10 protein-coding genes and 4 tRNA genes are annotated in these 15,610 nt (G+C 62.9%); 4 read left to right on the top strand and 10 right to left on the bottom strand.

Annotation, left to right across the window (positions count from 1 at the left end; genetic code table 11):
* Positions 1-6 precede the first annotated feature (6 nt).
* Together AC07XM_RS24280 and bamJ are read right to left on the bottom strand one after the other, a co-directional pair.
* Entirely contained in the window at positions 7-447 is a 441-nt protein-coding gene (locus tag AC07XM_RS24280; protein WP_016485308.1) for a YkvA family protein, read from the bottom strand.
* 288 nt (positions 448-735) lie between these two features.
* Positions 736-1,488: a BamJ family beta-barrel-assembly machinery protein gene (gene bamJ / locus AC07XM_RS24285; RefSeq protein ID WP_102689979.1), complete on the bottom strand. Its 753-nt coding sequence runs from the start codon at positions 1,486-1,488 to the stop codon at positions 736-738.
* A 365-nt stretch (positions 1,489-1,853) separates the two neighbouring features.
* Here bamJ and AC07XM_RS24290 point away from each other — a divergent pair, with 365 nt between their 5' ends.
* Positions 1,854-3,185: a hypothetical protein gene (locus AC07XM_RS24290; protein ID WP_256596973.1), complete on the top strand. Its 1,332-nt coding sequence runs from the start codon at positions 1,854-1,856 to the stop codon at positions 3,183-3,185.
* 61 nt (positions 3,186-3,246) lie between these two features.
* Here the strand turns inward: AC07XM_RS24290 and pcaQ are convergent, their stop codons facing one another.
* From pcaQ to AC07XM_RS24310, 4 genes are all read right to left on the bottom strand, one after another.
* Positions 3,247-4,179, bottom strand: a complete 933-nt coding sequence (pcaQ, locus tag AC07XM_RS24295; RefSeq protein ID WP_016485305.1) for a pca operon transcription factor PcaQ — start codon at positions 4,177-4,179, stop codon at positions 3,247-3,249.
* Positions 4,180-4,301: 122 nt separating this feature from the next.
* Positions 4,302-4,664 carry a nitrite reductase small subunit NirD gene (gene nirD, locus AC07XM_RS24300; RefSeq protein WP_016485304.1) on the bottom strand — a complete coding sequence of 121 codons (363 nt, stop codon included), beginning with the start codon at positions 4,662-4,664 and terminating at the stop codon, positions 4,302-4,304.
* Positions 4,664-7,216 carry a nitrite reductase large subunit NirB gene (gene nirB / locus AC07XM_RS24305; protein WP_102689981.1) on the bottom strand — a complete coding sequence of 851 codons (2,553 nt, stop codon included), beginning with the start codon at positions 7,214-7,216 and terminating at the stop codon, positions 4,664-4,666. Before nirB ends, nirD begins: the two co-directional genes overlap by 1 nt.
* A gap of 290 nt (positions 7,217-7,506) precedes the next feature.
* Positions 7,507-11,532, bottom strand: coding sequence for a bifunctional nitrate reductase/sulfite reductase flavoprotein subunit alpha (locus tag AC07XM_RS24310; protein ID WP_102689982.1), 4,026 nt, complete (start codon positions 11,530-11,532; stop codon positions 7,507-7,509).
* Positions 11,533-11,849: 317 nt separating this feature from the next.
* Here AC07XM_RS24310 and map point away from each other — a divergent pair, with 317 nt between their 5' ends.
* On the top strand, positions 11,850-12,647 hold the full coding sequence (gene map / locus AC07XM_RS24315; protein ID WP_371919285.1) for a type I methionyl aminopeptidase: 798 nt from the start codon (positions 11,850-11,852) through the stop codon (positions 12,645-12,647).
* Between the two features lie 81 nt (positions 12,648-12,728).
* Here map and AC07XM_RS24320 read toward each other — a convergent pair.
* The 4 genes from AC07XM_RS24320 to AC07XM_RS24335 all read right to left on the bottom strand — a co-directional run bounded on the left by AC07XM_RS24320 (position 12,729) and on the right by AC07XM_RS24335 (position 13,230).
* Positions 12,729-12,805, bottom strand: a tRNA-Asp gene (locus AC07XM_RS24320).
* Between the two features lie 13 nt (positions 12,806-12,818).
* A tRNA-Val gene (locus AC07XM_RS24325) sits at positions 12,819-12,894 on the bottom strand.
* A 170-nt stretch (positions 12,895-13,064) separates the two neighbouring features.
* A tRNA-Asp gene (locus AC07XM_RS24330) sits at positions 13,065-13,141 on the bottom strand.
* Positions 13,142-13,154: 13 nt separating this feature from the next.
* A tRNA-Val gene (locus tag AC07XM_RS24335) sits at positions 13,155-13,230 on the bottom strand.
* Between the two features lie 215 nt (positions 13,231-13,445).
* Here AC07XM_RS24335 and rdgC point away from each other — a divergent pair.
* Positions 13,446-14,366, top strand: coding sequence for a recombination-associated protein RdgC (gene rdgC, locus AC07XM_RS24340; RefSeq protein ID WP_016485300.1), 921 nt, complete (start codon positions 13,446-13,448; stop codon positions 14,364-14,366).
* A gap of 187 nt (positions 14,367-14,553) precedes the next feature.
* Positions 14,554-15,519 (top strand): bile acid:sodium symporter family protein, encoded by a 966-nt coding sequence (locus tag AC07XM_RS24345; protein ID WP_016485299.1) that lies wholly within the window; start codon positions 14,554-14,556, stop codon positions 15,517-15,519.
* Positions 15,520-15,610: the final 91 nt, after the last annotated feature.

The raw sequence follows: 15,610 nt of genomic DNA on the forward strand, positions 1-15,610 counted from the left end.
CTGATTTCACTGCGTATTGCGCTCCAGGCCCAGCGCTTGCGGGGTCGCTGGCAGGCGCTCGACCACGCGCAACCGCTCGGGTGCCTGGCTGTCGCGCCAGGCCCTGAAGCGCGCCAGTTCATCGGCCACAGTCTTCAACACCCAGCCCAGCACGGCGATGTCATCCAGAAAACCCACGCCCAGCAACCAGTCGGGGATGGCATCGATGGGGCTGACGAAGTACAACAAGCCGGCCACAATGGTGACCAGCGCTTTGGGGCTAATGGCGCGATACTCGCCGCGCCACCACGCCAGGCACAGCGACTGCAGCAGCTTCACGTCCTCACGCAGCTGGCCGAGGCGCGGGCCTTTGCGGGCCACTGCAAACAGCAGGGCCGGCAGCCGGCCACGGCTTAGCAGGCGCTCGGCCAAGGGCAGGAAACGGGCAAAATTCCAAGGTGCGCTCATGGAGCCTCCAGGCGGAACAGGTTATCCACATTTATTGTGGATAACCTTGTGAACAGGGGTACGTTTCTGACCCCAGGTGCCTGCCAGGCAAGGGCCACGGTCAGATCGGGCGTTTTTTACACAGCCGTTTCAAGCCGTGGATGCCGGACCGCAAACGATTTGCGTCAGAAACATCCTACATCTACACACTGCATTTTCTCGGACAGTATCAGTTGTCGCAGGTTCGTCCAATCGCCAAAAACGAAAACGCCCCGTCAGAACGGGGCGTTTGGCGAGCACCAGCCAGTGTTACTTGGCAGGTGCTTCAGCTGGAGCCTCGGCTTCCGGCTCAGCGCCTTGCAGTTGGGCCGGGTCCTTGATGGCGATCAGTTCCAGGTCGAACACCAGTACCGAGTTTGCCGGGATCAGCGGGCTTGGGCTTTGTGCGCCGTAAGCCAGTTCAGCCGGGATGAACAGTTTGTACTTCTCGCCGACGTGCATCAACTGCAGGCCTTCAACCCAACCCGGGATCACACCGCTGACCGGCAGATCGATCGGGCTGCCACGCTCCACAGAGCTGTCAAACACCTTGCCATCGATCAGCTTGCCTTCGTAGTGAACAGTGACCACGTCGGTCGGCTTGGGCTGCGCGCCATCGGCCTTCTTGACCACTTCGTACTGCAGGCCCGAGGCAGTGGTGACCACGCCAGGCTTCTTGGCGTTTTCTTCGAGGAACTTCTTGCCGGCCGAGGCGGCTTCTTCGCTGGCCTTGGCCAGACGCTCTTCGGCACGTTTCTGCAAGGCGGTGAACGCCTCTACCAGCTCTTCATCCTTGATGCGTTGCTCTTTCTTGCCAACCGCGTCTTCGATGCCCAGAGCGACCGATTTCGAATCAAGGTCTTCCATGCCTTCCTGAGCCAGGCTCTTGCCCATGTTCAGGCCGATACCGTAGGAGGCTTTCTGCGCCGGAGTCTTCAGCTCGGGGCTGCTGGCCTGTTGATCACAGCCAGCCAGTACCAGGCCTACCAGGGCAACCGCAGCCGCCAAACGATGCTGTTTCATGCTAATTCCTTGTTCATGCGCCATAAGGGCAATCAGGGTAAAGCCGCGAGCTTAGCAGGCGGCCATGACCAATGGCTACCGGCATAGGAGCGGGTTTCACGGACTAAGTTCAGTAGGCAGTGCGCTTCTTCACAATCTTCCGAGGCAATGGCCAGTATTGACCATTCGCAGCGACAGCGCCTCGCAGCCAACAGCCTTTTTAAACAACAAAAGGCTCAGCGAGCAAGCCGAAAAACCTGACATTTCTGCCAGTAGCGCCGAACTCGAGCCTGCTTTCCAATGACCAGGCAACGTAATTTGCCAAATCTGAGTGACCCGCCATTGCGGCCGCGCGCTCTGCATGTACCCTTTTCAAAGGAAATGTCATGAACGCCTCACGAAAGCCTAACCGTTCAACCCTGTTCCCCTCCGGTCCGGCCCCATCATCTACTCCATTGCCGAAGGCGCCGATCGATCAACATTATGGCGTCGGCGGGCTTGCATGTATCTTCGAAAAGGCAACTGGGTCTCGCGCCGATAGTAATGGGGTCATCAATAGCAGGACACGCCGTGGGCGCAGTTATGTAATGGGTAGGAGTAGCAACCCCAATACCGATGAGTTCAAGGTCTTCGTGGCGTGCTTGAATGAACACGGGGGGTTGGATAGCGGCTTCCATGGCGATGGCGTCTTCGATTTCAATCAGGTACCAAAAGCTGCCTACAGCAGGCTGAGCGGCCTCGTTGAAGATGCTGCAGGGAATTTACTGATCATTGCCCTCGTGGAGGGCGTGGAGGGTGAATCAACAAGTCACCTCTGGAAATTGACTGCCTCGGGGGAACCGGACCTCACATTTGGCCAAGGCAAAGGATTCGTAGATATTCGTGATGTGATCAAAGAAGAGCTGCTGCTTGAACACGTGGCACTGGCGAAAGATCGAATTTTCGCCAGCGGGTTGCGTCGCGGGCCTCAGATGTTCGAACCGGTGGTGATCGCGCTCGACCTCGAAGGCGCGCTATGGAAGCGTTTTGCGACTGATGGCGTCCTTGATGTGCTCAAGCTGATTCCAAATGCCCAGGATCACATCATCGATGGTATTGCCAGTTTCACGCTCCCCTCTGGCCCGGAGCGTCTGCTACTACCCCTGTACCTGATGCGCAACGGCGATGCGTACAGCGTCACTACGGCCTTGACCCTCGACGGAAAAATGGATGATGCCTTTGGCGATCATGGCCAGCATTGGTCGGACCCTTGGGTGATCAACAATGGCTTTTCAGTGGATGCCCTCTCTCAACGCTTCAGTTTTTATGGCGAACTTTACTCCCTCGATGCAGATATCAGCCACCCGACTGTTTACCGCATCGACTATTCCGGCAAGCCAGCCAAAGAGTTCAATGACGGCAACGTTTTGGTATTCGACCGCCCCGGAGGCTGGTACGCAGGCGTCGAGGTAGCGAGCGGCCTGGTCGGCTATGGCATGTTCTACACCCACTCTCTTGCCTTTCGCTTCACCTCGGACGGCAAATTTGACACCACCTTCGTCCCTCCTCACGGTTATGGCACGTTCGGCGCTCATCTACCCGAGGACGGCTTCTATACATCGACGGGGTCGATCGCCCTCGATACACCTAACCAACGCCTGTTGCTCAGTGGCCGTGACGAAGAGGACCGAGGCTCCACAGTGCCTTGTGTGATCGCGGTCTCCTTGCGGGCTACGTGATTGCTACCGGGGTGATCCGTGCGAGCGTTTCTCAGCTGGAAACGCTCAACGGCCACGATGCTCACGGATACGACTGCTCCCGATATTGCGCCGCCACCTCACGCAGCACCTCGCATACCCACTGCCCCGGCAGGCTCTGCGGCAAGGCCGCATTGCGGCAGATGCCAACCGAGCCGCCGGGCTCGCGCACGCCCAGGTCAAGCTCGACCAGCTCGCCTCGGCGCAGGTCGAGCAGCACGGCATCGCGCGGTGCCACCCACAGGCCATCACTGCCCAGCACGTAACGCCGGCTCAAGGCCAGCGACAAGGTCTCCAGGCGCTGCGCCGGCATCTGGATGCCGCATTGCACAAACAGGCTGTCGGCGTGCTGGCGGATGGTGGTCCCGGCGGGCGGCAGCACGAGCGGGTAACGCCCGACCTGCCCCCGCTCGACGGGCGTGCTGGCCAGCAGCGGGTGGCCCGGGCGCACCACCAGGCTCATCGACTCGCTGTACAGGTGTTCGAACGACAGCCCCTGGATCTGCGGGCTGTCAGTCATACGCCCGACCACCAGTTCCAGCTCGCCCAGGCGCAGTTGACCGAGCAGCTGCGCGCTGACCCCGGTGGCCACGCTGATGACCAGCGCTTCATGGCGCTGGTGCATGCGGCACAGCACTTCGGGCATGAGCAGGCCCTCGACCGTCGACAGCACGCCAATACGCACCTGCGACGGCGCCCGCGCTTCACCGCGCAGGCTGCTGACGCCATCGCGCAGGGCTTGCACGCTGGGCCCGGCATAACGCATGAAACGGGTCCCGGCCGGGGTAAGCTCGACGCCCTGCCGGCTACGCGCGAACAGGCGCGCTTCCAGCAGGTCTTCGAGTTCCTTGAGGGTCTTGGAGATGGCCGGCTGACTGATGGCGAGCACGTCGGCAGCCCTGGCCAGGCTGCCCTGCCGGGCAATCTCCAGGAAGCACAGCAGGTGGCGGTATTTGATGCGGGTGTCGAGGTTCATGGTTTAAAGCTTACCGCATCAGGATCTTCATCGCCTGGGAGACCGAGCGCCGCCCGCGCGGCGCTCGATTTCCCAGGCGACGAAAATGCAACGGCGAACAACTGCCGAGCCCCCGCAACCTCTCAGCCCACCGCCAACTCCACAGCCTCACCGTTCAAGCGCACCGGCCACACCCGCAACCTCTGCCCGCCATCCTCCAGGCACTCCCCGGTCTGCAGGCTGAAATGCTGCTTGTACAACGGCGCTGCGACCACCAGCTCGCCCTGCACACTGCCCACCAGCCCGCGGCCGATGATGTTGGCACCGGACCGCGGGTCACGGTTGTCCACCGCATACAGCGGCTGCGCCTGCCCCGGCAGGTAGAACAGCGCCACTTGGGCCCCGTCCAGCCACACTACCACCCCAGAGTCGGGCACCAGGTCTTGTGCCAGGCACACCGCTTGCCAGTTCGCGTGGGTTTTCACAGCAGCATTGGACAGGTTCATCAGACAGCCTCCTCGACAGTAGCAATGAGGTGCAGCGGTGCAGCGGGCCGGCGTTGTTCGCGTTCGCGCACAAAGTGCACGTCGGGGTCGGCACGCCGGTCATTGACGAAAGTGCGAAAGCGCTTGAGCTTCTCCGGGTCGTTGAGCGCGTTGGCCCATTCGCACTCGTACTGGTCGACCACATGCTGCATCTGCGCTTCCAGCTCGCTGGCCAGGCCCAGGCTGTCGTCGATGATCACCTGCTTCAGGTAGCCCAGCCCGCCATCCAGGTTTTCGCGCCACACCGAGGTGCGCTGCAGCTTGTCGGCCGTGCGGATGTAAAACATCAACACGCGGTCGATCAGCCGCACCAGGGTTTCGTCGTCCAGGTCGGTGGCAAACAGTTCGGCATGCCGTGGGCGCATACCGCCGTTGCCACACACGTACAGGTTCCAGCCCTTGTCGGTGGCGATCACGCCGATGTCCTTGCTCTGCGCCTCGGCGCATTCGCGGGTGCAGCCCGACACTGCAAACTTGAGCTTGTGCGGGCTGCGCAGGCCCTTGTAGCGGTCTTCCAGGCGCAGGGCCATGGCAACGCTGTCCTGCACGCCGTAACGGCACCAGGTGCTGCCCACGCAGGATTTCACCGTGCGGGTCGACTTGCCGTAGGCATGGCCGGTTTCGAAGCCTGCGTCGATCAGCTCGCCCCAGATCAGCGGCAGTTCGTGCAACTGGGCACCGAACAGGTCAATGCGCTGACCGCCGGTGATCTTGGTGTACAGGTCATACTTTTTGGCCACCTGGCCGATGACGATGAGCTTGTCGGGGGTGATTTCACCCCCGGGAATGCGCGGCACTACCGAGTAGGTGCCGTTCTTCTGCATATTGGCCATGAAGGTGTCGTTGGTATCCTGCAACGGCACCAGCGCGGGGTCCATGATCGGCTGGTTCCAGCACGAGGCGAGGATGTTGCCCACCGCCGGCTTGCAGATGTCACAGCCAACGTGGCCCTTGCCGTGGCGTTCGAGCAGCTCGCTGTAGGTGCGGATGCCCTCCACCCGCACCAGCCCGTACAGTTCCTGACGGGTGTAGGTAAAATGCTCGCACAGGCTTTTGTCCACCGCTACGCCGCGGGCGGTCAGCTCGTGCTCGAACACTTGCTTGAGCAAGGCCGCGCAACCACCACAGCCGCTGGCGGCCTTGGTGCAGCCTTTGACCGCAGCAAGGTCGCTGCAGCCGCTGTCGATGGCCGCGCACACCGCGCCCTTGCTGACGTTGTGGCACGAGCAGATGGTTGCGCTATCGGGCAGCGCATCGGCGCCAAGGGCCGGTGCACCACCGCCTTGGGGCAGGATCAGCGCTGCAGGGTCGGCTGGCAGGGCAATACCGTTCTGGGCGTACTGCAAGAGGGTGTCGTAATACGTGTTGTCGCCGACCAGCACCGCGCCGAGCACGTGCTTGCCGCTGGCGTCCACCACCAGCCGGCGGTAGGCGCTGTTGGCTTCGTCGATGAAGCGGTAGCTGCGTGAACCGGCGGTGGCGCCATGGGCATCGCCGATCGAGCCGACATCCACGCCCAGCAGCTTGAGTTTGGTCGACATGTCCGCGCCGGTGAACGCTACCGCCGCCTCCCCCATCAGTAATGCGGCCAGGTTGCGCGCCATGCTGTAGCCGGGGGCGACCAGGCCGAACACGCTGCCGTTCCAGGACGCGCACTCGCCAATGGCGAAGATGCGCGGGTCGCTGCTGCGGCAGTGGTTGTCGATTACCACGCCACCGCGCACAGCGATATCCAGGCCGCAGCCACGGCCCAGGGCATCCTGTGGGCGGATACCGGCGGAGAACACGATCAGGTCGGTTTCCAGGTGCTCGCCACCGTCGAAGTTCATGCGGTAGCGGAATGCTTCACCGGTGCTGATCGACTGGGTGGCGCGCGACAGGTGCACGCCAACGCCCAGCGCTTCGATCTGTGCCTTGAGCGCGGCACCGCCCTCGCCGTCCAGCTGAACCGGCATCAGCCGTGGGGCAAATTCCACCACGTGGGCTTCCAGGCCTAGCGACTTGAGCGCATTGGCGGCCTCCAGGCCCAGCAGGCCACCACCGACCACCACGCCACGGCGGGCACCAGCGGCTGCGGCGCGAATGCCATCGAGGTCGTCGAGGGTACGGTAGACCAGGCGGGCATAGCCACTGGAGCCTTCGATCGGCGGCACGAACGGGTAGGAGCCGGTGGCAAGGACCAGTTGGTCGTAGCCATAGCGCCCCTCGGCGGTGACGACCTCGCAGCGCTCACGGTCGATTTCCAGCACGGCCTCACCGAGGTGCAAGTGCACGCCGTTGGCGGGGTAGAACTCGTGTTCGCACAGGGCCAGGGTCTCGGCACAGCTGCCGCCGAAGTACTCGGAAAGGTGCACACGGTCGTAGGCACGTTGGCGCTCTTCGCCGAACACCCGCACCTCGAAGCGCTGCAGGGCGCCGCGGCTGACCAGTTGTTCGACGCAATGGTGGCCGACCATGCCGTTGCCGACGATGACCAGTCGCTCTCGTTGCCCGCTGCTCGCTGTTGCCTTCATAAGCCGATCCTCGATCAAAAAAAAAGCGCCTGGAGCCGAAGCTCCAGGCGCCTTTGCCTGTATTCATCACGGTGTGCCCCCAGGTTGATCGCCGTTGATCAGTGGGGCTTGTTGTAGTGGAGTTAAAGCAGGGAATGTGCCAATTGCTTTGCCTGTACCGGCCTCTTCGCAGCACAAGGCTGCTCCTACAGGAGCACGCGATCCCTGTAGGAGCAGCCTTGTGCTGCGAAGGGGCCCCACAGGCGATCAAAATGCACAACCGGGGTGCACATCAGCCCATCCCGGTGCACTCAGTACACATCCCGCCGATAACGCTTGGCCTTGCTCAACCCTTTGACATAGGCAGCCGTCTGCGCCTCATCCATCCCGCCATGCTCAGCCACAACCGTGCGCAACGCCGCATCTACATCCTTGGCCATGCGCTGCGCATCGCCACACACATAGAAATACGCCCCCGCCTCCAACCACTGCCACAGCTGGGCGCCCTGTTCGAGCATGCGCTGCTGCACATAGACCTTATGCGCCTGATCCCGCGAGAACGCCGTGTCGAGCCGCAAGTGCCCTGCTTTCTCCCAAGCTTGCAACTGTTCGCGGTAATAGAAGTCGGTAGCGGCGTACTGCTCACCAAAGAACAGCCAATTCCCCCCTTTTGCGCCCCGCGCCTCCCGTTCTTCAAGAAACGCCCGGAACGGTGCAACGCCGGTACCTGGGCCAACCATGATCACCGGCACGCTGTCGTCCTCGGGCAACCGGAAGTGCTTAGATACCTGCGGGAAAATGGCCACCTTCAACGCTTGCGCACGGTCGGCGAGGAAGGCCGAACACACCCCCTTGCGCTCGCCGTAACGCACGGTGGAGACGGTCAGGTGAACCTGGCCCGGATGGGCCAACGGGCTGGAGCTGATCGAGTAAAGACGCGGCTGCAAGGGCTTGAGCAGGCCAAGCCAGTCGGCCAGCGGCAGCTGTTGGGGAAAGGCGCGCAGCACATCGGCCAACTGCCGGCCGCGCAGCCAGTCCTGCAGCTCGGCCTTGCACTCCGGCCGCAGCAGGCGCTGCAGGTCCGGGCTACTGCCAGCGAAGGCCTGCAGTTGCTGACCGGTGACCTTGGCGATCTCCAGGTGCGTTTGCAGGGCTGCGGCCAGGGGCATGGCAGGCTGGCCCTTGAGCTCGACCAGCGTCTGGCCATCGAGCTGCATCAGCGCCAGCAGTTCGTCGACCAGGGCCGGGCAATTGCGCGGCCACACGCCCAGGGCATCGCCGGGGGCATACCTGAAGCCGCTACCGCTCAGGTCGAACACCAGTTGCCGAGTTTCCTTGCTGGCACCGGGGCCGTTGAGCAGGTGGTTTTCCAGCAAGGTGGCAGCCCAAGGTTGCTGTTTGCTGTAGGCCGGCATGGGTACGGGGTGGCTCGCCGGCTGCGGTGCAGCGGCACTGCCCAGCGTGGGCAGCAAGGCTTCTAGCCACCCCGCGAACGCTGCGTCAAAGTCCGGCTCGCAGTCCACCCGTTGCAGCAGGCGACGCCCACCCAGTTCGGCCAGGCGTTGGTCAAGCTTGCGGCCAAAGCCGCAGAACTGGTCGTAACTGGAGTCGCCCAAGGCCAGCACGGCATAGGGCAGCTCGGCATAACAGGCGCCCTCCTCGCCCTGCAAGGCCTGCCAGAATGCCGCCGCGCTGTCGGGCGCGTCACCATCGCCAAAGGTGCTGGTGATCAGCACCACGCTGGCCGCGCCCTGCAGTTGGCTTGGGCTGACCGCCTCCATGCAACTGAGCTGCACATCAAAGCCGGCACCGCGCAGGTGTTCGGCACAACGCTCGGCCAGCAGCTCGCCGTTACCGGTCTGCGAGGCCCACAACACTTGGTGCGGTGGGGCCACCAACGCTGCAACGGGCAGCGCCGCCGGCTGAGCGAACAGCCCGGCCAGCAAGCCGTCGATAAACAGCCGGCGGTTGCCTGCCAGTGGCGCACTGGCCGGCAGGCTTGGCACGCCCTCGGCGCGGGCCTGCTCCAGGCCCAGCAGGAAACCCTGCAGGTAATGGCGCTCTTCTTCTGCCAGCACCGGGGCTGGCAGGGTGTCCAGGCCAAGCAGACGGGACAGGGTGGCAGTGGGCATGCGGACTGGCTCCAGAATGGCAGTGTGCAGCTCAAGGGCGTCGATACGCTCGCCGGCGACCCGCTGCAGGGCGACGGCGCAGTATTTGAAAGCCGGCTGTAGCGACAGTGGATCGACCGCATCGCAGGTCACGGCATTGATTGCCAGTTGCTCACCGACCAGGTCGTTCCAGTGAAACGGCGCAAAGCAGTTGCCTGGCAGCACCCGGTCGCTGATTCGCACCGGTAGCACGGCTTGCCCGCGCCGCGAGCGGATGGCGACCTGGTCTTTTTCAGCTATGCCCAGGCGTGCGGCGTCGTCGGGGTGGACCTCGACGAAAGGGCCAGGCTCCAGCTTGTTCAGCGCCGGCACCTTGCCGGTCTTGGTCAGGGTGTGCCACTGGTGCTGCACACGGCCGGTGTTCAGCACCATGGGGTAGTCGTCATCCGGCAATTCTGCTGCCGGCAACCAGGGCCTGGCGAAGAAACGCGCCTTGCCACTGGCGGTAGGAAAGGCCAGCGCCGGGCGATCGCCCTGGGCATCGTGCAGCAGCGCCTGGCTGCTGCCGTCGTTCAGGTAGCGCAATGGGCTGCGGTCGCTGCCATGGCCGGGTGCACAAGGCCACTGGTGTGGTTGCCGGCGCAGCTCGGCGTAACCGATGCCGCGCAGATCGTAGCCCGTTGCGGGGTTATGGAAATGGCGGATTTCTTCATACACCGCTTCGGCATCGGGGTAGTCGAAGGCTTCGGCGTAGCCCATGGCGCAGGCCACCCGGGCGATGATCTGCCAGTCGGGCAGGCTTTGCCCGGGCGGCTCGACGGCGCGCGGCATCAGGGTAAGGTTGCGTTCGCTGTTTATCATTACACCCTCGCCTTCGGCCCACAGCGCGGCCGGCAGCACGATGTCGGCGTAGCGGTTGGTTTCGGTGTCGAGGAAGGCATCCTGGGTAATCACCAACTCGGCCTGGCACAGGCCATCGATCACCTGCTGACGGTTGGCGACGCTGGCCACCGGGTTGCTGCAGATGATCCAGCACGCTTTCACTTCACCCGCGTTCATCTGCTCGAACAGTGCCACCGTGCCCTCGCCGCCTTCACTGCGCAGGCTGCCGGGTGCCAGTTGCCACTGCTGCTCGACAAACGCGCGGTCGCCCTCCACCAACGCCGAGCGCTGGCCTGGCAAGCCGGGCCCCATGTAGCCCATTTCACGGCCGCCCATGGCGTTGGGCTGGCCGGTCAGCGAGAACGGCCCGCTACCGGGGCGGCAGATGGCGCCCGTGGCCAGGTGCAGGTTGCAGATGGCGTTGGTGTGCCAGGTACCGTGGATGCTTTGGTTCAGGCCCATGGTCCAGCAGCTCATCCAGTCGTTGGCACTGCCGATCCATTCGGCGGCCTTGATGATGTCGCCCACGGCCAACCCGGTGATGGCCGCCACGCGCTCCGGGCTGTAGTCATCGAGGAAGGCTGGCAGTTCGTCCCAGCCTTCGGTGTGGCGGGCAATGAAGTCGCGGTGGGTGTGGCCATTACGGTGTAGCAGGTGCAACAGGCCGTTGAGCAAGGCCATGTCAGTGCCGGGGCGTACCTGCAGGAACAGGTCGGCCTTGTCGGCGGTGGCGCTGCGCCGCGGGTCGACCACGATCAGCCTGGCGCCGGCCTTGACCCGGTCGAGCAGGCGCAGGAACAGGATCGGGTGGCAGTCGGCCATGTTGGCGCCGATCACCAGGAACACGTCGGCGTGCTCGAAGTCCTGATAACTGCCAGGTGGGCCATCGGCGCCGAGCGACAGCTTGTAGCCACTGCCGGCGCTGGCCATGCACAGGCGCGAGTTGGACTCGATGTGGCGGGTACGGATAAAGCCTTTGGCCAACTTGTTGGCCAGGTATTGAGCTTCCAGCGACATCTGCCCCGACACGTAAAGCGCCACAGCGTCGGGGCCATGCTGGTCAATGATGCCGCGCAGGCGTTTGCCTGCGTCGGCGATAGCCTGGTCCATGCCAGTGCGCGCCGGCTGCTGGCTGCGCTGCTGGCGCACATAGGCGTCTTCGAGGCGGCCGGCGGCCGTCAGCGGCAGGTGCGCGGTCAGGCCTTTGGTGCACAGCCGGCCAAAGTTGCTGGGGTGCTGCTTGTCGCCACTGACCTTGACGACTTTGCCATCGGCAACGCTCATGACGATGCCGCAGCCAACGCCGCAATAGGGGCAGACGCTGCGTACTTCGCTATTGGCCATGGGCGGGCTCCTGTTGAAAAACGCAAAAAGGCGCCGGCTGCCCCGCCTTGCTGAGCAAGTGGGGCAACACGGCGCCTTTGTCGTGAGTTTTTATGGGCTGTCGACGTTGATAGCCCGGGATGAAGGGAGATCAGCAATTTATGGGCCAGCCATACCGGCCCTTTCGCGGGCACGCCCGCTCCCACAGGGCTATCGCAAGGCCTGAGGGGCGTGCCGTACCTGTGGGGCGGGCGTGCCCGCGAAAGGGCCGGCACAGGCTGTGCACCATGCGGTGGCAAGCCGATACCCGCTGGCGCTATGCTGGGGCAAATTCCAGCATGAGCAACTACCCTCCCCCCATGTCCCAGGTGATCCTCAAATCCCCCGCCCAACTCGACCTGATGCGCCGCGCCGGCCAGCTGCTGGCCCAAGTGTTCGCCGACCTCGACCGCTTCATCGGCCCCGGTGTGACCACCATGCAGATCAACGACCGCGCCGAAGCGTTCATCGTCGACACGCTCAAGGCGCGGCCAGCGAGCAAGGGCCAGTACGGTTTCCCCTACTCGCTCAATACCTCGGTGGACCACGTGGTGTGCCACGGCATGCCCAAGGTCGATGAAGTATTGAAGGAAGGCTCGATCATCAACGTGGACATCACCCTCGAACAGGGCGGCTATATAGCCGATTCGTCGAAGATGTACAGCATCGGCAAGATCAGCGATGAAGCCCGGCGGTTGGTCGACACCACCTATGACGCGCTGTGGAAGGGCATTGAGCAGGTGCGCCCCGGGGCTACGCTGGGCGATATCGGCCATGCCGTCCAGGCCCATGCCGAGGCGGCGGGCTACAGCGTGGTCCGCGAGTATTGCGGGCATGGTATCGGCCAGCAGATGCATGAAGGGCCTGAAGTACTGCACGTTGGCCAGCGTGGCATGGGCATGAAGCTGAAACCGGGGATGGTGTTCACCATCGAGCCGATGATCAACCAGGGTGGACGCGGAACGCGCACATTGAAGGATGGCTGGACGGTGATTACCCGCGACCACAGCCTGTCAGCGCAGTGGGAGCATACCGTGGCGGTGACTGAGGACGGGTTTGAGGTGCTGACCTTACGGGAAGATGAGCGCCGTAGCTGAAATCGCAGACACAAAAAAAGCGACCTTAAGGTCGCTTTTTTTGTTACTTCCGGGTGTTCAGTGGGCCCTGGAAGTGGAATATGGCGCAGCGGACGGGACTCGAACCCGCGACCCCCGGCGTGACAGGCCGGTATTCTAACCGACTGAACTACCGCTGCGCTATACATCGAGTGGTGGGTGATGACGGGATCGAACCGCCGACCCTCTGCTTGTAAGGCAGATGCTCTCCCGGCTGAGCTAATCACCCATGTCTCTCGGTGTGGCGCGCATTCTACGGGCGACTTTGCGCTCTGGCAAGCACTTATCGAAGTTTTTTCAAACTTCGCGCCAACACCAGAATTCAGGCACAAAAAAAGCGACCCTCAGGTCGCTTTCTCTGTTACTTCCGGGTGTTCAGTGGGCCCTGGAAGTGGAATATGGCGCAGCGGACGGGACTCGAACCCGCGACCCCCGGCGTGACAGGCCGGTATTCTAACCGACTGAACTACCGCTGCGCTATACATCGAGTGGTGGGTGATGACGGGATCGAACCGCCGACCCTCTGCTTGTAAGGCAGATGCTCTCCCGGCTGAGCTAATCACCCTTCGTCTCGGTGTGGCGCGCATTCTACGGACGACCCCGCACCCTGGCAAGCACTTTTTAAACTTTTTTTAAAAAAAACCTCATGCCTTTCAAAGACCTAGCGTTGCCGGTTGTTTCTTTTATGCATAAGCCACTGCTGGCCCTCTGACAGGGTTGGCCTCAGAGCTCCGCTCGGAGAATAATGCCCGCCTTATGCATTAAGGAGAGTTACCCCTCATGTGGTTCAAGAACCTGCTGACCTACCGCCTGACCCAGGAAGTCCCGTTCGAGCCTGAAGCGTTGGAAGCCGCACTGGCCAGCAAGCCGGCCCGCCCCTGCGCCAGCCAGGAGCTGACCACCTATGGTTTCGTCGCGCCGTTCGGCAAAGGCGAAGACGCTCCTCTGGTGCATGTCAGCGGCGAGTTCCTGCTGATTGCCGCCCGCAAGGAAGAACGCATCCTGCCTGGCAGCGTGGTCAACGACGCGGTCAAGGAAAAGGTCGAAGAGATCGAGACCGAGCAGATGCGCAAGGTCTATAAAAAAGAACGCGACCAGATCAAGGACGAAATCATCCAGGCCTTCCTGCCGCGTGCGTTCATCCGCCGCTCGATGATCTTCGCCGCCATCGCCCCGCGTCTGGGTGTGATCCTGGTCAACTCGGCGAGTGCCAAGCGTGCCGAAGACCTGCTGTCCACCCTGCGTGAAGTGATGGGCTCGCTGCCGGTGCGCCCGGCCACGGTGAAGGTTGCGCCAACCGCCACCATGACCGACTGGGTAAAAACGCAGCAAACCGCCGAAGGCTTCTATGTACTGGACGAGTGCGAACTGCGTGACACCGCCGAAGACGGCGGCATCGTGCGTTGCAAGCGCCAGGACCTGACCGGCGAGGAGATTCAGCTGCACCTGAGCACTGGCAAGGTGGTAACCCAGCTGGCCCTAGCCTGGCAAGACAAGCTGTCGTTCATTCTGGACGATAAAATGGTAATCAAGCGCCTGAAGTTCGAAGAGCTGCTGCAGGAGCAGGCCGAGCAGGACGGTGGTGATGAGGCGGCGCAGCAGTTCGATGCCAGCTTCCTGCTGATGATGATGACCTTTACCGAATTCCTGCCGGCGCTGTTCGAGGCGCTGGGTGGGGAGGAAATTCCGCAAGGGGTCTGAGGTGGTTTGAAGGACTGGTGCTGGCCTGAGGCACAACTTCAGCCAGTATCGGCCCCTTCGCGGGACAAGCCCGCTCCCACAGGTACATCACAATGCCTGAAGGCTGTGATGTACCTGTGGGAGCGGGCTTGTCCCGCGAAGGGGCCAGTAAGATTCATAGTGCTATAAAAAGAAAAGGAATTGCCCCATGCGCGCCCTCGCCGCCTTAAGCCGCTTTGTCGGCAATACCTTCGCCCTGTGGGTGCTGGTGTTTGCCGTGCTGGCCTTTCTGCAACCGCAATGGTTCATCGCCCTGAAGGTCGCCATTGTGCCGCTGCTGGGGCTGGTGATGTTCGGCATGGGGCTGACCCTCAAGCTCGACGACTTCGCCGCCCTCGCCCGCCAGCCGTGGCGGGTGATGCTGGGGGTCGTCGCGCACTTCGTGATCATGCCCGGCATGGCCTGGCTGCTGTGCCAGCTGTTCCACCTGCCGCCGGAAATTGCCGTGGGCGTGATCCTGGTCGGCTGCTGCCCGAGCGGCACGGCATCCAACGTGATGGTGTGGCTGTCCCGCGGAGACCTGGCGCTGGCAGTAGCGATCGCGGCAGTAACCACCCTGCTGGCACCGCTGCTGACCCCGGCGCTGATCTGGTTCCTGGCGTCGGCCTGGTTGCCGGTGTCCTTCATGGACATGTTCTGGTCGATCTTGCAGTTGGTGATGCTGCCGATCGTGCTCGGCGTGCTGGCCCAGCGCCTGCTCGGTGCCCGGGTTCAGGCGGCGGTGCAGGTACTGCCGCTGGTGTCGGTGGTGAGCATTGTGATGATCGTGTGCGCGGTGGTGGCTGCCAGCCAAGCGAAAATCGCCGAGTCGGGGCTGCTGATCATGGCGGTGGTGATGCTGCACAACAGCTTCGGCTATTTGCTGGGGTACCTGACCGGCAAGCTGTGCAAACTGCCGCTGGCCCAGCGCAAGTCGCTGGCGCTGGAGGTGGGCATGCAGAACTCCGGGCTGGGGGCGGCACTGGCGGCGGCGCACTTTTCGCCACTGGCGGCGGTGCCGAGTGCTTTGTTCAGCGTTTGGCACAATATTTCCGGGGCGTTGTTGTCGACCTGGTTCCGGCGCATGGATGAGCCTGAGACTGAGGCTGAAGGGATCGAACCGGCCAAGCATTGATGTCTGCCTGTGCGGGCCTCTTCGCGGGTACACCCGCTCCCACAGGTGCTGCGCAAGGCTTGATACCTATACGGTCCCTGTGGGAGCGGGT

Source organism: Pseudomonas sp. GW460-LB5, assembly GCF_059423245.1.

Coding starts and splice junctions, on each gene's coding strand:
- AC07XM_RS24280 (WP_016485308.1), bottom strand. CDS start 447: ATGAGCGCACCTTGGAATTTTGCCCGTTTCCTGCCCTTGGCCGAGCGC.
- bamJ (WP_102689979.1), bottom strand. CDS start 1,488: ATGAAACAGCATCGTTTGGCGGCTGCGGTTGCCCTGGTAGGCCTGGTA.
- AC07XM_RS24290 (WP_256596973.1), top strand. CDS start 1,854: ATGAACGCCTCACGAAAGCCTAACCGTTCAACCCTGTTCCCCTCCGGT.
- pcaQ (WP_016485305.1), bottom strand. CDS start 4,179: ATGAACCTCGACACCCGCATCAAATACCGCCACCTGCTGTGCTTCCTG.
- nirD (WP_016485304.1), bottom strand. CDS start 4,664: ATGAACCTGTCCAATGCTGCTGTGAAAACCCACGCGAACTGGCAAGCG.
- nirB (WP_102689981.1), bottom strand. CDS start 7,216: ATGAAGGCAACAGCGAGCAGCGGGCAACGAGAGCGACTGGTCATCGTC.
- AC07XM_RS24310 (WP_102689982.1), bottom strand. CDS start 11,532: ATGGCCAATAGCGAAGTACGCAGCGTCTGCCCCTATTGCGGCGTTGGC.
- map (WP_371919285.1), top strand. CDS start 11,850: ATGAGCAACTACCCTCCCCCCATGTCCCAGGTGATCCTCAAATCCCCC.
- rdgC (WP_016485300.1), top strand. CDS start 13,446: ATGTGGTTCAAGAACCTGCTGACCTACCGCCTGACCCAGGAAGTCCCG.
- AC07XM_RS24345 (WP_016485299.1), top strand. CDS start 14,554: ATGCGCGCCCTCGCCGCCTTAAGCCGCTTTGTCGGCAATACCTTCGCC.